Source organism: Pseudomonas sp. TE6283, assembly GCF_054060555.1.
In genome coordinates this window covers 76,040-93,769 of record NZ_JBSSDH010000003.1, presented here as the reverse complement: position 1 = coordinate 93,769, position 17,730 = coordinate 76,040, and the positions used below count along the sequence as shown (strand labels likewise).

General features: G+C 64.1%; 14 protein-coding genes. 12 read left to right on the top strand and 2 right to left on the bottom strand.

Annotated elements, in window-relative coordinates; genetic code table 11:
• Nucleotides 1-290: 290 nt before the first annotated feature.
• Entirely contained in the window at nucleotides 291-770 is a 480-nt protein-coding gene (locus ACVWZ5_RS05915; RefSeq protein ID WP_062572866.1) for a GNAT family N-acetyltransferase, read from the top strand.
• 156 nt (nucleotides 771-926) lie between these two features.
• On the opposite strand, the gene ACVWZ5_RS05910 is transcribed toward ACVWZ5_RS05915, so the two are convergent.
• A complete protein-coding gene (locus ACVWZ5_RS05910; protein ID WP_155721630.1) occupies nucleotides 927-1,088 on the bottom strand; it encodes a helix-turn-helix domain-containing protein in 162 nt (53 codons plus the stop codon).
• 192 nt (nucleotides 1,089-1,280) lie between these two features.
• Between ACVWZ5_RS05910 and ACVWZ5_RS05905 the strand changes: the two genes are divergently transcribed.
• Nucleotides 1,281-2,171, top strand: a complete 891-nt coding sequence (locus tag ACVWZ5_RS05905) for a bestrophin family protein (protein ID WP_096048665.1) — start codon at nucleotides 1,281-1,283, stop codon at nucleotides 2,169-2,171.
• A gap of 15 nt (nucleotides 2,172-2,186) precedes the next feature.
• Here the strand turns inward: ACVWZ5_RS05905 and ACVWZ5_RS05900 are convergent, their stop codons facing one another.
• Complete coding sequence (locus tag ACVWZ5_RS05900; protein ID WP_084941986.1) at nucleotides 2,187-3,305, bottom strand: polysaccharide deacetylase family protein; 1,119 nt, start codon at nucleotides 3,303-3,305, stop codon at nucleotides 2,187-2,189.
• A gap of 149 nt (nucleotides 3,306-3,454) precedes the next feature.
• On the opposite strand from ACVWZ5_RS05900, the gene yaaA reads away from it, so the two are divergent.
• The 10 genes from yaaA to ACVWZ5_RS05850 all read left to right on the top strand — a co-directional run bounded on the left by yaaA (nucleotide 3,455) and on the right by ACVWZ5_RS05850 (nucleotide 17,728).
• Nucleotides 3,455-4,234, top strand: a complete 780-nt coding sequence (gene yaaA, locus ACVWZ5_RS05895) for a peroxide stress protein YaaA (RefSeq protein ID WP_028689572.1) — start codon at nucleotides 3,455-3,457, stop codon at nucleotides 4,232-4,234.
• A gap of 773 nt (nucleotides 4,235-5,007) precedes the next feature.
• Nucleotides 5,008-6,324 carry a nucleotide sugar dehydrogenase gene (locus tag ACVWZ5_RS05890; protein ID WP_028689571.1) on the top strand — a complete coding sequence of 439 codons (1,317 nt, stop codon included), beginning with the start codon at nucleotides 5,008-5,010 and terminating at the stop codon, nucleotides 6,322-6,324.
• 71 nt (nucleotides 6,325-6,395) lie between these two features.
• Nucleotides 6,396-7,877 carry a glycosyltransferase family 2 protein gene (locus ACVWZ5_RS05885; protein WP_084941974.1) on the top strand — a complete coding sequence of 494 codons (1,482 nt, stop codon included), beginning with the start codon at nucleotides 6,396-6,398 and terminating at the stop codon, nucleotides 7,875-7,877.
• Nucleotides 7,878-7,911: 34 nt separating this feature from the next.
• Nucleotides 7,912-9,078 carry an alginate biosynthesis protein Alg44 gene (locus ACVWZ5_RS05880; protein ID WP_062572864.1) on the top strand — a complete coding sequence of 389 codons (1,167 nt, stop codon included), beginning with the start codon at nucleotides 7,912-7,914 and terminating at the stop codon, nucleotides 9,076-9,078.
• Between the two features lie 7 nt (nucleotides 9,079-9,085).
• A complete protein-coding gene (gene algK / locus ACVWZ5_RS05875; RefSeq protein WP_084941975.1) occupies nucleotides 9,086-10,534 on the top strand; it encodes an alginate biosynthesis TPR repeat lipoprotein AlgK in 1,449 nt (482 codons plus the stop codon).
• Nucleotides 10,531-12,009, top strand: coding sequence for an alginate export family protein (locus ACVWZ5_RS05870; protein ID WP_084941976.1), 1,479 nt, complete (start codon nucleotides 10,531-10,533; stop codon nucleotides 12,007-12,009). Before algK ends, ACVWZ5_RS05870 begins: the two co-directional genes overlap by 4 nt.
• A gap of 18 nt (nucleotides 12,010-12,027) precedes the next feature.
• Nucleotides 12,028-13,584 (top strand): mannuronan 5-epimerase AlgG, encoded by a 1,557-nt coding sequence (gene algG / locus ACVWZ5_RS05865; RefSeq protein WP_062572862.1) that lies wholly within the window; start codon nucleotides 12,028-12,030, stop codon nucleotides 13,582-13,584.
• A gap of 13 nt (nucleotides 13,585-13,597) precedes the next feature.
• A complete protein-coding gene (locus ACVWZ5_RS05860) occupies nucleotides 13,598-15,043 on the top strand; it encodes an alginate O-acetyltransferase (protein ID WP_084941977.1) in 1,446 nt (481 codons plus the stop codon).
• Nucleotides 15,044-15,050: 7 nt separating this feature from the next.
• Entirely contained in the window at nucleotides 15,051-16,151 is a 1,101-nt protein-coding gene (locus tag ACVWZ5_RS05855) for a mannuronate-specific alginate lyase (RefSeq protein ID WP_062364580.1), read from the top strand.
• A 119-nt stretch (nucleotides 16,152-16,270) separates the two neighbouring features.
• Nucleotides 16,271-17,728 carry an MBOAT family O-acyltransferase gene (locus tag ACVWZ5_RS05850; RefSeq protein WP_062364582.1) on the top strand — a complete coding sequence of 486 codons (1,458 nt, stop codon included), beginning with the start codon at nucleotides 16,271-16,273 and terminating at the stop codon, nucleotides 17,726-17,728.
• Nucleotides 17,729-17,730: the final 2 nt, after the last annotated feature.

Here is a 17,730-nt window from a genome sequence, read left to right as displayed (position 1 = left end):
TCCAGCGACATGATCAGGATCCTGGGGCCGCGCTGCGGCCCTTTCGCGACACAAGGCCGCTCCTACGAAAAACGTGCAAGCCTGGCGACTTCGAGCTCGTTTCAAGCCCAGTACTTTAAGGCTTTTCCCACTCCCAGCAGTCCATTTCCCAGACCTAGCCAAGCCTTTGGCGACACTCCTGACTGCACAGAAAATCACACTTATTGCAATTTACTGTAGAGCCACAGCATTGACTTCATGTCACCGGCCGCACAGGGTAAGTAGCTTCTAGCCTCATCGGAACATTCCCCGTGCCACTAAGCCATCGCCCTGTCCAACCTGCCGACATCGCCACGCTCTGTAGCTTCCCTCAAAGCGCGGACGAACTCTTCTATATGTTCCCCAAAGCCACTTACCCGCTCACATCCGCGCAACTGAGCGAAGCCATCGCCCAGCGCAGCGGTTCGACGGTGATCGAGGCTGATGGGGCGATCGTTGGCTTCGCCAATTTCTATAAGGCTGAATATGACGGCGTCTGTGCGCTGGGTAATGTGGTGGTGGCCTCGACCGCGCGAGGCCAGGGTGTGGCGCGCTACCTTGTGCAATGCATGATCGCTCTGGCTCGCGAAGATTTCGCGGCACGGGAGGTCTGGGTGTCGTGTTTCAATCACAACACCGCAGGGTTGCTGCTTTATCCACAGCTCGGTTTTGTGCCGTTCGGGATCGAGGAGCGGCGGGCGCCGGATGGGTCCCGGGTAGCGCTGGTACAGATGAAGCAGGTGTTGGGCTGAGGCTGAGGCGGTTTACGGGTGTGCGGTGTGGCCTGGATTAGGGCTGCGTTGCAGCCCATCGCGGGGCAAGCCCGCTCCCACGCTGGCGATGCTTGCAACTCTGCTCATCGTGCGACAGCCCAGCACAAAGCGCTGGGTGACAGGGTTCTGGCTGGACTAGCCTTCTGTATTACGCAAGCGCGCTGCCTGGACATGGGACTGTGCTCGAATGATTTCATCAGCGTCACCTTCGGCCGCTACCTGTGCCAGGTATTCCTGAATCGCTGCCTCGGAATCCAGTAAATCCGCAATCTTGAATGGCGTCAGTTCACTGGCCATGCTCGACTACCTCGCAATGTGAATGTCTGACGAGCCTAAACCATAGCCCTGAGGGAAGCTTTACCGCTTGCTGTAGACCTCTTCTTTACTACCGACCAGAAAAACCACGTAACACCCTGCGTCAAATCCCACCGAACCTTGCCCCTCCCGCGACGTCGGAACCTGCATCCCCCGCATCGAGGTTCTCCCCACGTGAACGCCCTCCTCGCCCGCAAATACCGCCTGGTGGTCAAGACCTTCGGCTACATCGGCTGGTCGCTGTTCTGGCTGTTGATCTGGGACGTGCTGGTCACCATCGACTTCATGCTGTTCTTCAACAGCAAGTTCAGCCTGCCGCTGATCCCGCTCACCCTGCTGGGCTCGGCGCTGGTGGTGCTGGTGAGCTTTCGCAACAGCAGCGCCTACAACCGCTGGTGGGAGGCGCGCACGCTATGGGGGGCGCTGGTGAACAGCTCGCGCAGCTTCGCCCGGCAGGTGCTGACGCTGGTCGATGATCCGGTCGATGGGCCGAACCCGGTCAAGGCGACCTTGCTGCGCCGGCATATCGCCTACGTGAACTGCCTGGCGGCGCACCTCAAGGGCGAAAAATGCCCGGATGAGCTGATGGCCTTCATACCGCCCGGCGAGTTCGAGCGGCGCAATCGTTCGAACAATTTCGCCAATGATATCCTCGGCGGCTCGGCGGCCTTGCTGGCCCAGGAGTACCAGGCCGGTCGGCTGGACAGCATTCGCCTGGCGCGGCTGGAATCGACCCTGGTGGACATGTCCAACGCCCAGGGCGGGATGGAGCGGATCGCCAATACGCCGCTGCCCTACCCTTATGTGTACTTCCCGCGGCTGTTCATCACTCTGTTCTGCCTGATCGTGCCGGTGGGGCTGGTGGAGTCGCTAGGCTGGTTCACGCCGCTGGCCTCGACGGTGGTCGGCTTCATGCTGCTGGCCATCGAGCGGATCGGTACGGACCTGCAGAGCCCGTTCCGCTTCAGCGAGCACCAGATCCCGATGGACACGATCTGCGAGACGATCGAACGGAACCTGGAGTCGATGCAACGGGAGGCGCAATGCGGCGCCTTGGCGCACTGATCCGCCCGCTCTCCTTTATTCCCGCCGGGCGTATTCCCGGCAATCCTCCCAGCCGATTCCGCTCTGGGCCGTGTGCTGCAGCAACCACTCCAGCGCCGGCTGCGCCTTGGGCTGGTTGTCGCGGAACTGGATCACGCCCTTGCGCCACAGCAGCATCAGCGTCAGCACCCGCTGTGCCGAGGCCTCGGCGGTCAGCGGCCCGTCATCCTGGGCATCGATGTCCCACAACGATACCCGCAACTGCTGGCTGTCCATGAACGCCTCGCCATCGGCGCGGCGCTGGCCGTAGGGCGGGCGGAACAAGGGCACGTACTGCTCCGCCAGGTCGGCCTGGACCCGTGCCTGGCTGCGTCGTAGCGAATCCTGCCAGTCCTGCCACTGGGCGTGGGAGCGGTACTCCCAACCCTGGATACCCACGCACTGGCCAGCATACAGTTCATCCACCGGGCCGACGTCGCGACGTTGCTGCAGACGATTGCCGAGCACGAAGAAAATCCCGTCGAGCTTCTGCCGCCGCAGGTAGTCGGCCACCGCATCGGTGCTGCCGCCCTGCGGCCCCGGGCCGCCGACGAAGGTCAGGAGGAACATTCGGTCGTTGAGTGCCTCGCCATTGCGCTCGCGGCTGGATAGCTTGGCCACCTCGCTGGTGGTCTGCGGGAACAGCGCGGCCTTGCGCAACTGCTCATCCAGGTACCGCGTGTGGAACTGGTGACTAGGTTCGACCCATCCGGCATAGAACGTGCCGACATCCTCAGCGAAAATGGCGGACTGCGTGCGCAGGTCGGCCATGGACTCGACCGGGTAGCAGAACGAGGCATCCTGCTCGCAACTCTTCTGCGCCTGTTGATAATTTGTCCACAGGCGCTGCCACAGACGTGCCCTTACGGCCCGCACGACGGTCAGGTTGACCTGGCGCAGGCCGAGCCGGGTCGTCAACGCCTGCTCGTCGAGCATCTCGCTTTCGTGCAGCACCCGGGCGAACGACAGGATCTCCGCCCGCGATGCCACGTCGAACAACGTCGGGCTGTCCAACTGCTCGGGCCACAGCGCTCGATCGAAACTGACGAAATCCGCCGGGGCCGCCTGCGCACCCAGGCTGAGCAGCCCGGCGAACAGGGCAAACGCGATACGCACGATGAGCAATCTCCTTGAAGGCATGGCGCGCACTATAGCGCGACCGCCCGCCGTTTAATGTGGCGATGTTCGGTAACTATCGTCGCCATAGTTTGGCGTTGTGCCAGCGGCCCCGTAGAATTCGCCCGACGATTCCAGGAGCCGATCCGATGCTGACGGTGATATCCCCCGCCAAGACCCTCGACTACGACACCCCGCCGGTAACCCAGCGCCACACCCTGCCCCAGTACCTGGACGATTCCCAGGAACTGATCGGGCAACTGCGCGAACTGGCGCCGGCGCAGATCGCCGAGCTGATGCACCTCTCCGACAAGCTCGCCGGCCTCAACGCCGCCCGCTTCGGCAGTTGGACCCCGGACTTCACCCCGGCCAACGCCAAGCAGGCACTGCTGGCGTTCAAGGGCGACGTGTACACCGGGCTCGACGCCGAAAGCCTTAGCGAGGATGACTTCAGCTACGCCCAGGACCACCTGCGCATGCTCTCGGGCCTGTACGGCCTGCTGCGCCCGCTGGACCTGATGCAGCCCTACCGCCTGGAAATGGGTACCAAGCTGGCCAATGCCCGTGGCAAGGACCTGTACGCCTTCTGGGGCACGCGCATCAGCGAGTGGCTGAACCAGGCCCTGGCCGACCAGGGTGACGACGTGCTGCTGAACCTGGCCAGCAACGAGTACTTCAGCGCGGTGAAGAAGAGCGCGCTCAAGGCGCGGGTGATCGATGTCGACTTCAAGGACCTGAAGAACGGCCAGTACAAGATCATCAGCTTCTACGCCAAGAAAGCCCGCGGAATGATGAGCCGCTTCGTGATCCAGGAGCGGATCAACGATCCGGAGCAGCTCAAGCGCTTTGATGTGCAGGGGTACTACTACAGCGCCGAGCAGTCGAAGCCGGATCATCTGGTGTTCCTGCGCGATCACGCTGAGGGTTGATGGCCCCGGGGGCTGCTTCGCAGCCCCACCACCCTTGCCCTGCAACGGGGCACGCGTTCACCCATGAATTCGCCAAATAACAGACGCCAAAAAACCACCAGCCCTATCCTTATCGCAAAACGCCATAAGACCGTTCGTAGTTTTTTGACGAAAATTGAAAAAATTTTTCGCATGCTGGCCTAAAACCATCCCCCTGCGATTTCGCCCTTTATATACGGGGACGAAACTGCCGCGTGCTATCAGATTGAAAGTATTTCCCTCTGAAAAAATATTTAGAAATCTTTCATCGTGACGAAACCGCCCCCGGAACTTCTGCCAAGGGAGATGGCTCATAGCACCCGTAACGAGTTTCAAGCGCCCGGCGTGAGAGATGACTTACAGATGACAAACGGCCGCCATTCTCAACCGGCCCGAAAACTTCAACGGCGGTACAGGAAGTGCCAAAAGCCATGATCCATGCAGGAGACAAGCGCCCCTAAAATTCGTCCTAGTGGTTGATTTCAAAGGATTTATCCACTTGAAAAAACAAGCACAGCACTTCGCCAACGGTGAATTGCAATAACGACGGCTGCATTTCAGGGCACGCCATTTTTAATACTGGCCTTTGACTGCCAACTTTGAGTGCATAACTTTCTGCGCTCCGGATTTATTCATGCCTGCGTTCGGTGAAGTGTCAATTCGCCATGGATCCGTGCGCCCGAAAACTGCTGGTCAATCAACCCAGTCGGCTCTTCGCTGAAGGGCTGACGTGATAAACACATGAGGTGAATGCGATGCGTATCAGCATCTTTGGTTTGGGTTATGTGGGTGCAGTCTGTGCAGGTTGCCTGTCGGCACGAGGCCATGACGTGATTGGTGTGGACGTTTCCAGCACCAAGATCGACCTGATCAACCAGGGCAAGTCGCCCATCGTCGAACCGGGCCTCGAAGAACTGCTGCAACAGGGCATCGCCAACGGCCGCCTGCGCGGCACCACCGACTTCGCCGAAGCCATCCGCGCCAGCGACGTGTCGATGATCTGCGTGGGCACGCCGAGCAAGAAGAACGGCGACCTGGGCCTGGAATACATCGAGTCGGTATGCCGCGAGATCGGCTACGTGCTGCGCGACAAGGCCAGCCGTCACACCGTGGTGGTGCGCAGCACCGTGCTGCCGGGCACCGTGAAGAACGTGGTCATCCCGATTCTGGAAGACTGCTCGGGCAAGAAGGCCGGCGTCGACTTCGGCGTCGCGGTCAACCCAGAGTTCCTGCGCGAAAGTACCGCGATCAAGGACTACGACCAGCCGCCGATGACCGTCATCGGCGAACTGGACAGCGCCAGCGGCGACGTGCTGCAGGCCCTGTACGAAGAGCTCGACGCGCCGATCATCCGCAAGCCGGTCGAAGTGGCCGAGATGATCAAGTACACCTGCAACGTCTGGCACGCGACCAAGGTCACCTTCGCCAACGAGATCGGCAACATCGCCAAGGCCGTCGGCGTCGATGGCCGCGAGGTGATGGACGTGGTCTGCCAGGACAAGGCGCTGAACCTGTCGCAGTACTACATGCGCCCAGGCTTCGCCTTCGGCGGCTCGTGCCTGCCCAAGGACGTGCGCGCCCTCACCTACCGCGCCGCCAGCCTCGACGTGCGCGCCCCGCTGCTCGACTCGCTGATGCGCAGCAACGAATCCCAGGTGCAGAACGCCTTTGACATCATCGAGAGCCACGACAAGCGCAAGGTCGCCCTGCTCGGCCTTTCGTTCAAGGCCGGCACCGACGACCTGCGCGAAAGCCCGCTGGTGGAGCTGGCCGAACGCCTGATCGGCAAGGGCTACCAGCTCGACATCTACGACCAGAACGTCGAGTACGCCCGTGTCCACGGCGCCAACAAGGACTACATCGAGTCGAAGATCCCCCACGTTTCCTCCTTGCTCAACGCCAACTTCGAGCAGGTGGTGGACAACGCCGAGATCATCATCCTGGGCAACCGTGACGAGCAGTTCCGCGCCCTGGCCCAGCAGGCACCGGAAGGCAAGCAGGTGATCGACCTGGTCGGTTTCATGAGCAAGCCGACCTGCGCCACCAGCCGCACCGAAGGTATCTGCTGGTAAACCCGGCCGGGCGGCGCGTCCCTCCCCAGCGCGCCGCCCGCCCTCCCCCGAATTCTCGACGGATGCCGAACATGCAAAGGTTCCAGACCATGCTGCTGCAATGCGCCGGCTGGCTGCTCTACATGAGCCTGCTCATGCTGATCGCCCTGGCCCTGCCCAGCGATATCTTCGACTCGCAGTCGAAGCACTTCATCTTCCTGGTCGGTGCCGTCGGCATCTGGCGTTACTCCATGGGCGCCACCCATTTCATCCGCGGCATGATCTTCCTGTACATCGTGTACCCCTACCTGCGCCGCAAGGTGCGCAAGCTGGGCCAGGCGGCCGACCCGTCGCACGTGTACCTGATGGTCACCAGCTTTCGTATCGAGGCCCTGACCACCGCCCAGGTGTACAGCTCGGTGATCCGCGAGGCCATCGACTGCGGCTTCCCCACCACCGTGGTCTGCTCGCTGGTGGAGAAGTCCGACGAGCTGCTGGTGAAAAGCCTGTGGGCCAAGTACAACCCGCCGTCCCACGTGACCCTGGACATCGTGCGCATCGCCGGCACCGGCAAGCGTGACGGCCTGGCCTATGGTTTCCGCGCCATCTCGCGGATGCTGCCGGACGAAAACGCCGTGGTGGCGGTGATCGACGGCGACACCGTGCTGGCCGAGGGCGTGGTGCGCAAGACCGTGCCATGGTTCGGCCTGTACCCCAACGTCGGTGGCCTGACCACCAACGAGTTCTGCGAAGTGCGCGGCGGCTACATCATGAGCGAGTGGCACAAGCTGCGCTTCGCCCAGCGCCACATCAACATGTGCTCCATGGCACTGAGCAAGCGCGTGCTGACCATGACCGGGCGCATGTCGATGTTCCGCGCAAGCGTGGTGACCAACCCCGAGTTCATCGCCGACGTCGAGAGCGACTCGCTGATGCACTGGCGCCTGGGCCGCTTCAAGTTCCTCACCGGCGACGACAAGTCCAGCTGGTTCAGCCTGATGCGCCTGGGCTACGACACCTTCTACGTGCCCGATGCCGCGATCAACACGGTCGAGCACCCGCCGGAAAAAAGCTTCATCAAGGCCAGCCGCAAGCTGATGTACCGCTGGTACGGCAACAACCTGCGGCAGAACTCCCGCGCCCTGGGCCTGGGCGTCAAGCGCCTGGGGCTGTTCACCAGCATCGTGCTGCTCGACCAGCGCGTGTCGATGTGGACCAGCCTGCTGGGCCTGACCGTGGCGGTGATCGCCAGCTTCAAGTTCGGCCTGCAGTTCCTGCTGGTGTACCTGCTGTGGATCGGCATCACCCGGCTGATCCTCACCGTCATGCTGCTGTGCTCGGGCCACAACGTCGGCCCGGCCTACCCGCTGATCCTCTATTACAACCAGATCGTCGGCGCGGTGATGAAGATCTACGTGTTCTTCCGCCTCGACAAGCAGTCCTGGACCCGCCAGCCCACTGCCCTCAAGCGCGACCTCGCAAGTTTTCAACAATGGTTCAACACCTGGTCCTCGCGGACCATGACCTTCTCGGCCGCGAGCATCTTCGTCGCCGTGCTGTTCATGGTCGTGTGAGCCCCCGGATCGGACAACAGGAACGAATATCGCCATGAATACCGCCGTGAACGTCAATGTCGTGCATGAATCCGAAGCGCAGCGCCAGCACGCCCGGGTGCGCATCCCCGCCAAGCTGCGCTACCTGGATGGCAACCGCGAAGCGCAGGAGGTGAAGGTTGACGACCTGTCCGCCGGAGGCCTGTCCTTCCACGCGAAGAAACCACTGCCGGAAGGCGAAGTGCTGCGCGGTCGCCTGCAGTTCGTGGTCGACAACCTCGGCCTGTCGATGGACGTCGAACTGCTGGTGCGTACCAGCAGCCGCGAGACCGGCCGCACCGGTACCGAGTTCCAGAACCTCGAGCCGCGCGACATCGCCACCCTGCGCCACATCATCACCAGCCACCTGTCCGGCGAGCTGATCAGCGTCGGCGATGTGCTCAGTACCCTGCAGCGCGACAACTTCACCAAGGCGCGCAAGCAGAAGGACGGTGGCTCCGGTCTTTCCGCCTTCGGCCGCCTGCGCGCGGTCACCGTGACCGCCGGGGTGTTCGTGGTCGGCCTGGTGGCCTTCGGCTTCGTCGCCAAGTCGCTGTACGGCCTGTACTTCGTCAGCCATGCCGAGGCCGGCGTGGTCGCGGTGCCCACCACCAACGTCACCATGCCCCGCGACGGCAGTCTGCAAAGCCTGGTGGAGAACGGCGCGACCGTGGCCAAGGGCGCGCCGCTGGCGACCTTCAACACCAGCATGCTCGACCTGCTCAAGGGCCACCTGGACGACGCTCAGCTGGAGCCGGCCAAGGTCGAGGAACTGTTCGGCAAGCAGCTCTCCGGCACCCTCACCAGCCCATGCGACTGCGTGGTCTCGCGCCAGCTGGTGGATGACGGCCAGTACGCCAGCAAGGGCCAGCCGGTGTTCGCGCTGATCCCGCGCACCAGCGTCCCGACCATCGAGGCGCGCTTCAGCTATCGCCAGTTCGACGAAGTGAAGCCGGGTACCCAGGTCAACTTCCAGATCGCCGGCGAGGACGAAGTGCGCACCGGGCGGATCACCGGTAGCTCCAGCCTGGACACCGACAACCTGGCCTCCGACATCCGCGTGCAGATCAAGCCCGACGGCGGCCTGCCGGCCGAGCTCGCCGGGCGCCCGGCCGCGGTCAACAGCGACCGTGGCCCGTCGCTGAACTGGCTGATCGACAAGGCCGTGGCCCGTGGGCTGTAAGAGGATCATGCCGATGACCAGCAGACACCCCGGCTCCCACAGTGAGGCCTTCAGCCTCGGGTTATGCACCCTGGCCCTGGCCATCACCCTGGCCGGCTGCGCCGGCCTGCCCGACCAGCGCCTGGCCAATGAAGCGCTCAAACGCGGCGACACCGCCACCGCCGAGCGCAACTACAAGGCTCTGGCCGAGCTCGGCTACAGCGATGCCCAAGTAGGCCTGGCCGATATCCAGGTCGCCACCCGCGACCCGGCGAAACTCAAGGAGGCCGAAGCCACCTACCGCGCCGCCGCCGCCACCTCGCCCCGTGCCCAGGCGCGTCTCGGCCGCCTGCTGGTGGCCAAGCCCGACAGCACCCAGGCCGAGCGTGAAGAAGCCGAGTCGCTGCTCAAACTCGCCGCGCAACAGGGCGAAGGCAACACCCTGATCCCCCTGGCGATGCTCTACCTGCAGTACCCGCAGAGCTTCCCCAAGGTCAACGCCCAGCAGCAGATCGACCAGTGGCGCGCCGCCGGCAACCCCGAGGCGGGCCTGGCCCAAGTCCTGCTGTACCGCACCCAGGGCACCTACGACCAGCACCTGGACGATGTGGAGAAGATCTGCAAGGCGGCACTGGCCAGCACCGACATCTGCTATGTCGAACTGGCCACCGTCTACCAGAAACGCGCCCAGCCCGACCAGCAGGCTGCTCTGCTCGAACAACTCAAAGCCGCTCATGCCCGTGGCGCCGTGCCGGCCACCCGGGTCGACAGCGTCGCCCGGGTACTGGCCGACCGCAGCCTCGGCCAGACCGACGAGAAGACTGCCAAGGACCTGCTCGAGCAGGTCGCACCGGCCAACCCGGCATCCTGGGTGAGCCTGGCGCAACTGCTCTACGACTTCCCCGAGTTGGGCGACACCGACCAGCTGATGGCCTACATCGACAAGGGCCGCGAGGCCGAGCAGCCCCGCGCCGAACTGCTGCTGGGCCGGCTCTACTACGAAGGCAAGACCGTGCCCGCCGACGCGCAGAAGGCCCAGGAGCACCTGCAGGCCGCCGCCGATGCCGGCGAGGTGAGCGCCGACTACTACCTTGGCCAGCTCTACCGCCGTGGCTACCTGGGCCAGGTCGAACCACAGAAAGCCGTGGACCACCTGCTCGCCGCCGCCCGCGGTGGCCAGAACAGCGCCGACTACGCCTTGGCCCAGCTGTTCAGCGAAGGCCACGGCATCCGCCCGGCGCCGACCAATGCCTGGGTATTCGCCCAGCTCTCACAGGTCAACCCGACCCCGCAGTCGACCGAACTGCTGCAACAGCTCGACCAGCAGCTCACGCCCGACCAGCGCAACCAGGCGCAGAACCTGCTGGCGCAGGAGAAGCGGGCGCGCGGCAGCATGGCCCAGGGCGCCAACAGCACCCTGGCCATCGAAGCGCTGCAGGACGAGAAAGACGACGTAGACGCCGAGGATTCGCTATGACGCTCAACCCCTTCGTGAAAGCCGGCATCGGCCTGGGCTTCGCCCTGCTGTGGTCGATGCCGACCCTGGCGGCCGAAACCGCGCAGAAGAACTTCGGCCTCGACGTGAAGATCACCGGCCAGTCCGAGGACGACCGCGACCTGGGCACCCGCTCCGGCGGCGACGTCAACGGCCTGGGCCTGGACCTGCGGCCCTGGGTGTACGGCGAGCGCGGCCACTGGAGCGCCTTCGCCATGGGCCAGGCGGTGGCCGCCACCGACATCATCGAGACCGACACCCTGCGCCAGAACGACGACGGCACCACCATCGACAACGGCGACGACAGCCGCAAGCCGGACAAGAGCTACCTGGCCATGCGCGAGTTCTGGATCGGCTACAGCGGCCTGACCCCCTACCCCGGCGAGCAGCTGCGCTTCGGTCGCCAGCGCCTGCGCAGCGACGACGGCATGTGGCGCGACACCAACATCGAGGCGCTGAACTGGACCTTCGACACCACCCTGCTCAAGGCCGACCTGGGCGTGGCCCAGCGCTTCAGCGAATACCGCACCGACCTCACCGAGCTGGCCCCGGAGGACAAGGACCGCACCCACGTCTACGGCAACGTCGCCACGCAGTGGACACCCGGCCACTGGGTCGGCCTGCGCGCCCACCACACTCATGACGGCGGCAGCCTGAAAAGCCCCGGCGAAACCGTCGACGCCCTCGACAAGACCCGCACGGGCGACCTGACCTGGCTGGGCCTGGAAGCCAACAGCGACGCCTACAACTGGCGCAACGACCACACCGTCAACTACTGGGGCAGCGTCACCTGGCTGACCGGCGATCGCGACACCCTCAGCAGCCAGGCAGTGGGCAACGACCAGGTCGCCACCGGCAAGCAGAGCGGCGACGTCAACGCCTGGGCCACCGACCTCGGCATCCGCCTGCGCCTGGACCCGCAATGGCAGGTCGGCGCGGCCTACGCCCGGGGCAGCGGTGGTGGCGGCAGCGACGGTTCGAACAACTTCGAGCAGACCGGCCTTGAGAGCAACCGCTCCAACTTCACCGGCACCCGCTCGCGCGTGCACCGCTTCGGCGAAGCGTTCCGCGGCGAGCTGGGCAACCTGCAGGCGGCCACCCTGTTCGCCTCCTGGCAACTGCGCGACGACTACGACGCCAGCTTCATCTACCACAAGTTCTGGCGCGTCGACGGCAAGCAGAACATCGGCTCCAGCGGCATCAACGCGGTGGTCGACGACGGCGGCATCAGCCGCCCGCTGGTGCAGGGCGAGAAAGACCTGGGCCAGGAGATGGACGTGGTCGTCACCAAGTACTTCAAGCAAGGCCTGCTGCCGGCCTCGATCAGCCAGTCGATCGACGAACCGTCGGCCCTGGTACGCCTGCGCGCCGGTGTGTTCAAGCCAGGCGACGCCTATGGCAAAGAGGCCGACTCGTACATGCACCGCGCCTTCGTCGACGTGATCTGGCGCTACTGAGGCCGGGAGAGGAAATCCATGAACCTGCACCCGAACCTTCGCCACAGCCTGCTCGCCAGCGCCCTGCTGCTGGCCGGCGGCCTTGCCCAGGCCGCCGAGCCCGAGATGGCCAAGGGGCTGCAACAGGCCAAGACCTACACCGTGTCCAGCGCGCCAATCGAGCCGCTGAAGATGGCCCCGCCCAAGCTGCCTGACCTGTCCGGCTATACCGCCGAGGCCGTGCAGAAGAAGATCGACCGCCGCCACAAGGGCAAGGTCAGCGTGCGCCGCATGCTCCAGGAGGACACCCTCAAGGAGTTCATCGGCGGCGACAACAAGGGCGCCGAGTGGGTGCGTCGCCAGCACGGCATTCCCCAGGCGATCTTCGTCGACGACGGGCATGTCGACCTGGTGGAGCTGAGCAAAAAGGTGCCCGGCCAGTACCTGCGCGAGACCGCGCCAGGTGTCTACCTCGCCCGCCTGCCGATCGTGGTCGGGCGCAAGGGCGTGCTGGAGATCGACGGCAAGGTCAAGGAGCTGCGCCTGTCCGAAGAAGGTGGGTCGTTCATCGTCAACGACGGCAAGCTGTTTGTCAGCGATACCCAGGTGACCGGCTGGCGCGAGCAGGCCAATGGCCCGGCGACCTTCCGCAAGCCCGATGAATTCCGCCCGTTCCTGCTCAGCTGGGGCGGCACCGAGACCTATATCGTCAACAGCAAGATGGCCAGCTTCGGCTACGCCAAGTCCAAGTCGTACGGGGTGAGCATCTCGCAGTACACGCCGAACATGGCCAAGCAGATGGGCCGCCCGGAACCCACCGGCTGGATCATCGGCTCCGAGTTCAGCGACATGTGGTACGGCTTCTACTGCTACGAGACCCAGGACTTCGTGATCAAGGACTCGACCTACCGCGACAACATCGTCTACGGCATCGACCCCCACGACCGTTCGCACCGCCTGATCATCGCCGGCAACACCGTGTACGGCACCAAGAAGAAGCACGGGATCATCGTTTCGCGCGAGGTCAACGACAGCTGGATCATCAACAACAAGAGCTACGACAACAAGCTCTCGGGGGTGGTGATCGACCGCAACAGCGTCAACAACCTGATCGCCTACAACGAGATCTACCGCAACCACACCGACGGCATCACCCTGTACGAGAGCGGCGACAACCTGATCTGGGGCAACAAGCTGATCAACAACCGTCGCCACGGCATCCGCGTGCGCAACAGCGTGAACATCCGCCTGTACGAGAACGTCGCCATGGCCAACGGCCTGGTGGGCGTGTACGGGCACATCAAGGACCTCTCCGACACCGACCGCGACATCGCCCTCGACCCGTTCGACACCAAGGTGTCGCTGATCGTGGTCGGCGGCGAGCTGGCGGCCAACGGCTCTGGCCCGCTGTCGATCGACTCGCCCCTGTCGGTGGAGCTGTACAAGGTGTCGATGCTGATGCCGCGCAAGGCCAACGGCATCAGCTTCAACGGCGTGCTCGGCGAGCGCCAGGACGAAATCCTCGACCTGCTGGTGCGCCAGCAGAAGGCCGTGCTGATCGACCCGGTCGAACGCCAGACCGAAATGATCGACTAAGGAAGCCCAGACCATGACTCCACACCTGATGAAACTGCTGGGCCTGTCCGCCGCCCTCCTGGCCATCAGCCAGGGCGTGCGCGCCGATGAGGTCAAGGCGCCGACCTTCAGCGCCGAGCCCTGCTGCCAGCTGTGCCCCGAGGCCCACGACGCCAGCCGCTACACCACGCGCTACCAGCAGAACTTCACCACCCTGGTGCAGGCCCAGGGCGACTGGCTGTTCCGTACCCGCGAAGACCTGCGCACCGAGTTCGACACCACCCCGGGCGGCTACAAGCGCCTGCAGCAGGTGCACGACGCCTTCAAGAAGCGCGGCGTCGAGCTGGTGGTGGTGTACCAGCCGACCCGGGGCCTGGTGAACCGCAACATGCTCAACCCCGAGGAGAAGGCCGCCTTCGATTACCAGAAGGCTCTGCGCAACTACCAGGCCATGCTCCAGCGCTTCGCCAAGATGGGCTACAACGTGCCCGACCTGTCGCCGCTGACCAACGAGCAGCTGGCCGCGGCCGACCAGGGCAAGGACTTCTACTTCCGCGGCGACCAGCACTGGACGCCCTACGGCGCCGAGCGCGCGGCGAAGATCGTCGCCGATACCGTGCACCGGATGCCGGCCTTCGAAGGCATCCCGCGCAAGGAATTCGAGACCAAAAAATCCGGACGCATGGGCAAGACCGGCACCCTGCACAACGTCGCCGGCCAGCTGTGCGGCACCAGCTATGCGGTGCAGTACATGGACCAGTTCGCCACCGAGCCCAAGGGCGGCGCCAGCGGCGGCGACGACCTGTTCGGCGATTCGGGCAACGCGCAGATCACCCTGGTCGGCACCAGCCACAGCGGCAAGAACTACAACTTCTCGGGCTTCCTCGAGCAGTACATCGGTGCCGATGTGCTCAACGTCGCCTTCCCCGGCGGCGGCCTGGAAGGTTCGATGATCCAGTACCTGGGCAGCGAGGAGTTCCAGAACAACCCGCCGAAGATCCTGATCTGGGAGTTCTCCCCGCTCTACCGCCTGGACCAGGAAACCATCTGGCGGCAGATCCTCGGCCTGCTCGACGACGGCTGCGACGACCGTCCGGCCCAGATGAGCGCCAGCGCCACCCTCAAGCCCGGCAAGAACGAGCTGATGGTCAACGGCAAGAACGGCGTGATCAAGGACCTGGTCAACCGCAACCACCAGCTCGACATCAAGTTCGAGGACACCTCGGTGAAAGTGCTGCAGGCCACCCTGTGGTACCTCAACGGCCGCCACGAGGACATCAAGATCGAGAAGCCCGAGACCTCCGACACCGATGGGCGCTTCGTCTTCCAGATGCGCGAGGACGAAGACTGGGCAGGCCAGAACCTGCTAGCCCTGGAGGTCCAGGGGCCGGAAAGCGGCACGCAGAAAGTCGAAGCCAAACTCTGCAAACGCAACAACTTCGCCAGCCCCGCGCAGCACACCGCGCAAGCTGGCCAGTGAGGCGACCATGACCACCATCAGCAGCAAGACCGCTCCCGCCCTGCTCGCCCTCGCCCTGTTCGGCGGCGCGGCGCAGGCCGCGCTGGTACCGCCCCAGGGTTACTACGAGGGCATCGAAAAGCTCAAGACAGGCGACGGCAATTTCCGCTGCGAAGCCGCGCCCAAGCCCTATACCGGCGCGCTGCAGTTTCGCAGCAAGTACGAAGGTTCGGACAAGGCCCGGGCGACGCTCAATGTCGCCTCGGAAAAAGCCTTCCGCAAATCCACCGAGGACATCACCACCCTCGAGAAAGGCGTCAGCAAGATGGTAGGCCAGTACATGCGCGACGGCCGCCCGGCACAACTGGACTGCGCCTTGACCTGGCTCGACACCTGGGCACGCGCCGATGCGCTGATGTCCACCGATTACAACCATACCGGCAAGTCCATGCGCAAATGGGCCCTGGGCAGCATGAGCGGCTCGTGGCTGCGCCTGAAGTTCTCCAACTCGCAGCCACTGGCGGCGCACCGCGCCGAAGCCGAGCAGATCGAGAAATGGTTCGTGCGCCTGGCGCGCCAGACCGTGCGCGACTGGAGCGACCTGCCGCTGGACAAGATCAACAACCACAGTTACTGGGCGGCCTGGTCGGTGATGGCCACCGCCGTCGCCACCGACCAGCAGGATCTGTTCGACTGGGCGGTGAAGGAATACAAGGTCGGTGTCAACCAGATCGACGAGCAGGGCTTCTTGCCCAACGAGGTCAAGCGCAAGCAACGCGCCCTGGCCTACCACAACTACGCCCTGCCGCCGCTGGCGATGATCGCCAGCTTCGCCCAGGCCAACGGCGTGGACCTGCGCAAGGAAAACAATTTCGCCCTGCAACGGCTTGGCGAAGGCGTGCTGGCCGGTGCCCGCGACCCTGTTCATTTCAACACCCGCGCCGGCGTGAAGCAGGACCTCAAGGACCTGAAGATCGACAGCAAGTACGCCTGGCTCGAGCCGTGGTGCGCGCTGTACCAGTGCGTCGGCGACACCCTCGAGCGCAAGCATGACATGCAGCCGTTCAACAGTTTCAGGCTGGGGGGCGATGTGACGCGGGTCTATGACCCGGGCGCAGAAAAGAAGTAAGGCCAGGGGCCGCTTTGCGGCCCATCAATGGTTTAGGCAACAAAGGTTTCCCCTGCATTTTCGCGGGGGGTTTGGGGGGCGCCGTGCCCCAGGTGCTGTGCATAACTAGGAGAACCGGGATGGTCTTCTCGTCCAACGTGTTCCTGTTCCTGTTCCTGCCGGTTTTCCTCGGCTTGTACTACGTGAGCGGGAACCGCTATCGCAACCTGCTGCTGCTGGTTGCCAGCTACATTTTCTACGCCTGGTGGCGGGTGGACTTCCTCGCCCTGTTCGCCGGGGTCACCCTGTGGAACTACTGGATCGGCCTGAAGGTCGGCGCCGCCGGCGTGCGCACCAAGCCCGCGCAGCGCTGGCTGCTGCTGGGCGTGGGCGTCGACCTGTGCATCCTCGGCTACTTCAAGTACGCCAACTTCGGCGTCGACAGCCTCAACGCGATCATGACCTCGATGGGGCTGGAGCCGTTCATCCTCACCCACGTGCTGCTGCCGATCGGCATCTCGTTCTACATCTTCGAGTCGATCAGCTACATCATCGACGTGTACCGCGGCGACACCCCGGCCACCCGCAACCTGATCGACTTCGCCGCCTTCGTGGCGATCTTCCCGCACCTGATCGCCGGCCCCGTGCTGCGCTTCAAGGACCTGGTCGACCAGTTCAACAACCGCACCCATACCCTGGACAAGTTCTCCGAAGGCTGCACCCGCTTCATGCAGGGCTTCATCAAGAAAGTGTTCATCGCCGACACCCTGGCGGTGGTCGCCGACCACTGCTTCGCCCTCGAGAACCCCACCACCGGTGACGCCTGGCTCGGCGCGCTGGCCTACACCGCGCAGCTGTACTTCGACTTCTCCGGCTACAGCGACATGGCCATCGGCCTGGGCCTGATGATGGGCTTTCGCTTCATGGAGAACTTCAAGCAGCCCTACATCAGCCAGTCGATCACCGAGTTCTGGCGGCGCTGGCACATCAGCCTGTCGACCTGGCTGCGCGACTACCTGTACATCACCCTGGGCGGCAACCGCAAAGGCACCTTCAACACCTACCGCAACCTGTTCCTGACCATGCTGCTGGGCGGGCTGTGGCACGGCGCCAACTTCACCTACATCATCTGGGGCGCCTGGCACGGCCTGTGGCTGGCCATCGAGCGCGCACTGGGGCTGGACACCAACCCGCAGCGCTTCAACCCGGTGAAATGGGCCTTCACCTTCCTCCTGGTGGTGGTCGGCTGGGTGATCTTCCGCGCCGAGAACCTGCACGTGGCGGCGCGCATGTACGGCGCCATGTTCAGCTTCGGCGACTGGCAGCTGTCGGAACTCAACCGCGCCAACCTCACCGGCCTGCAGGTGGCCACGCTGATCGTCGCCTACCTGAGCCTGGCGTTTTTCGGCCTGCGCGACTTCTACCGCAATGCAACGCCCGCGCCCAAGGCCACCCCGGTGCAGATCAACGCCGACGGCTCGGTGGGCCTGGACTGGACGCGGATCATGACCCGCGCCCTGGTCCTGCTGCTGTTCGCCGCCTCGGTGCTCAAGCTCTCGGCGCAGAGCTACTCACCGTTCCTGTACTTCCAGTTCTGAGG